The sequence below is a fragment of the Streptomyces sp. HSW2009 genome (genome assembly GCF_040240285.1).
Taxonomy (GTDB): domain Bacteria; phylum Actinomycetota; class Actinomycetes; order Streptomycetales; family Streptomycetaceae; genus Streptomyces.
In genome coordinates this window covers 1-1599 of sequence record NZ_JBEHZD010000952.1, presented here as the reverse complement: position 1 = coordinate 1599, position 1599 = coordinate 1, and the positions used below count along the sequence as shown (strand labels likewise).

Below are 1599 nucleotides of genomic sequence, written 5' to 3'. Positions count from 1 at the left end.
GGGGGGGGGGGGGCGCCGGCGGGGGGGGGGCGGGGCCGGGGGGCGGGGGGGGGCCCCCCCCCCACGGCCGCCCGGCCGGGTCTGCGCGTCGCCGACCTGCCCGGACGTCTTCATCGCGCAGGGCAGCGGCCCGGAGCGCCGGTACTGCTCCCGCCGGTGCGCGACCCGCGAACGCGTCGCGGCCCATCGACGCTCGCGCGCGACGGAACGGCCCGGCGCAGGCACGTAGTGGCCGGGGGCCGGGTCGGCGGGTACGGGACGCGGGGTACGGGGTTGGGGGTACGGGGTGGGGCCCGGGGCGGGTACGGGTGCGTCGGGGCGCCCGGGCCGGCGGGGAGTTCGAGGCCGCCCAGGCCCGGCGTGCGGACGTCGGCGACCGCCGTCAGTGGCCGCCGCGCCCACCCTCGCGCGCTACCCCGCAGTCCCGTCCGCCAGCACCTCGGCCAGTGCGTGGGACGCCTGGCGGATCATCTTGGGATTGGTGTCCCAGTAATACGGAAGGGCGGAGACCGCCTGGAAGAGGGCCCAGCCGCGGCCCCGCAGCCAGCCGGCGTCGTCCACGCCGAGTGCCGAACGGAAGCGCTGCCGGCTGGCGCCGCTGAACACGTTCCAGGCGGGCTGGAGGTCGCAGGCCGGGTCGCCGACGTTGAGGGTGCCGAAGTCGATGACGGCCGACAGCCGCCCGCCGGTCACCAGCAGATTGCCCGGCAGCAGGTCGCCGTGGAGCCACATCTGCGGGCCCGACCAGGCCGGCGCGTGCAGCGACTGCTGCCAGGAGGCGAGGGCCGCTGGCCCGTCGATGCGGTCGCCGAGTTCGGCGATCGAGCTGCGCACCTGTGCGTCGAGTTCGGCCAGCGGCGCGCCCCGGCTGCCGTGGCCGCGCTGATGAGCGCCGGTCGTGTCGACCCGGCGCCGCGCGGTGATGAACGCGGCGAGGTCGACGGCCGCCTGCTCCAGGTCCTCGATGGTGCCGTTGGCGTCGTCGCCCGGCAGCCACTCGTAGACCGACCAGTCGTACGGATAGTCGTCGGCCGGCCGGCCCACCGCCACCTGCACCGGGACCGCGAGCGGCAGGTGCGGCGCGAACGTGGGCAGCCAGCGGCCCTCCTTCGCCGCCTGGCGGGTGGCCCAACCGATGCGCGGCAGCCGTACGGAGAGGTCGTCGCCGAGCCGGTAGATGGCGTGGTCGGTGCCGTAGGAGTCGACCGGGGTGACCGGGAGCCCCGCCCACTGCGGGAACTGGTCGGCGATCAGACGGCGTACCAGTTCGGGGTCGGTGGTCACTTCGTCGGCGTGCATCCTGATCGCTCCCATGCCGGCATCATGGCGCACCGCGCCGCGCCGGTCAGTTCCTTTTCCACCCGCTTCCACCCGCCAGCCTGGGCCGGGTTCGGGAGGGCCGGGGAGGGCTCGGGCGCTGGTCCGGGGCGGTGCGGGTGTGGGGCCGGTGCTAGTCCGGGCCGGGTGCGGGTGGGGCTCGGGAGCGGTACGGGCGCGGGGCCGGGCGGTTCCGGCGCGGGCGGACGCGAGGGGGACTCGCGAGCGGTTGTCCGCCCGCCCCCGGGCGCGGGGGCCCGCGGGGGGGGGGGGCGGCCGCGC

Annotated in this window: 1 protein-coding gene and 1 pseudogene; one reads left to right on the top strand and one right to left on the bottom strand. The window is 77.5% G+C overall.

The features are described 5' to 3' along the window. Positions 1–64 precede the first annotated feature (64 nt). Positions 65–229: pseudogene (locus AAHZ94_RS33785) on the top strand (CGNR zinc finger domain-containing protein); the annotation flags it as partial. A 182-nt stretch (positions 230–411) separates the two neighbouring features. On the opposite strand, the gene AAHZ94_RS33780 reads toward AAHZ94_RS33785, so the two are convergent. Continuing rightward, positions 412–1314, bottom strand: a complete 903-nt coding sequence (locus AAHZ94_RS33780) for an aminoglycoside phosphotransferase family protein (RefSeq protein ID WP_349997512.1) — start codon at positions 1312–1314, stop codon at positions 412–414. Positions 1315–1599 lie beyond the last annotated feature (285 nt).

Excerpts from the sequence above, each read along its gene's own strand:
- AAHZ94_RS33780 (WP_349997512.1), bottom strand. The coding sequence starts at position 1,314 with ATGGGAGCGATCAGGATGCACGCCGACGAAGTGACCACCGACCCCGAA.